Origin of the sequence: Stenotrophomonas sp. NPDC077659 (assembly GCF_050268705.1) — a bacterium.
Lineage (GTDB): Bacteria > Pseudomonadota > Gammaproteobacteria > Xanthomonadales > Xanthomonadaceae > Stenotrophomonas.
Window position 1 is genome coordinate 1 of record NZ_JBNNHG010000304.1, and the last position, 1,104, is coordinate 1,104.

2 protein-coding genes are annotated in these 1,104 nt (G+C 64.7%); both read right to left on the reverse strand.

Translation table 11 applies throughout. The annotated features are described in order from the left end of the window. Positions 1-454: 2Fe-2S iron-sulfur cluster-binding protein (locus tag ACQKDV_RS19655; protein ID WP_427785895.1), on the reverse strand; the 454-nt coding region annotated here is incomplete at its 3' end. Beyond that, positions 451-1,104 (reverse strand): NADH-ubiquinone oxidoreductase-F iron-sulfur binding region domain-containing protein (locus ACQKDV_RS19660; RefSeq protein ID WP_427785896.1); only part of this gene is annotated, 654 nt, incomplete at its 5' end. The genes ACQKDV_RS19655 and ACQKDV_RS19660, both read right to left, overlap by 4 nt.

Genomic DNA, 1,104 nt, shown 5'->3' on the forward strand with positions numbered 1-1,104 from the left:
CACCGCCTGGTCCCGTCGCCAGACCCATGCCGTCCAGATCGGCGGGGTTACCGTAATAGCCCAGCGACACGTCCTGCAGCTCGCATTCGCCGCCCTGATCGCAGATCGGGCAGTCCAGCGGGTGGTTGATGAGCAGGAATTCCATCACCGAGCGCTGGAACTTCAGTGCCTTCTCGCTGCGGGTGGCGACCTTCATGCCATCCATCACCGGGGTGGCACAGGCCGGCGCCGGCTTCGGCGACTTCTCCACGTCCACAAGGCACATGCGGCAGTTGGCGGCGATCGGCAGCTTCTCGTGGTAGCAGAAGCGCGGAATCGAAATACCGGCCTTGTCGGCCGCCTGGATGATCATCGAGCCCTTGGGCACGACCAGCGACTTGCCATCGATCTCGATGGTGACGTGATCGGGTGGGACGCTCGGATTCCCACCCGGATTATTGGGTTGCGCGCTCATGCGGCGGCTGCCTCCACCTTCTTGCCGTCAACCATCGAATGACCGTTGACGATGTAGTACTCGAACTCGTCCCAGAACTGGCGCAGGAAGCCCTGGATGGGCCATGCAGCCGCTTCGCCGAACGCACAGATGGTGTGGCCTTCGATCTGGCCGGCCACCGCCTTCAGCTGGTGCAGGTCTTCCATCGTGGCCTTGCCGGCGACAATGCGCTCCAGCACCCGGTGCATCCAGCCGGTACCTTCACGGCACGGGGTGCACTGGCCGCACGATTCCTTGTGGAAGAACTGGCTGATGCGGCAGGCGAACTTGACGCAGCAGACGCTGTCGTCGAGCACCACGATCGCACCCGAACCCAGGCCGGAGCCCAGCGCACGGATGGTGTCGTAGTCCATCGGCAGATCCTTCAGCTCGGCCGCAGTCAGCACCGGCATCGACACACCGCCCGGGATCGCGCCCTTGAGGGTGCGGCCCGGACGCAGGCCACCGGCCATTTCCAGCAGATCGTGGAATTTGGTGCCCAGCGGCACTTCGAAGTTGCCACCGTTCTGCACGCAGCCGGACACCGAGAAGCACTTCGGGCCGCCGTTGGCGGTCAGGCGCACGCAGGCGGCCTTCCTTGCGTTCGACGGTGACACCGGTGTAGTTGGCGA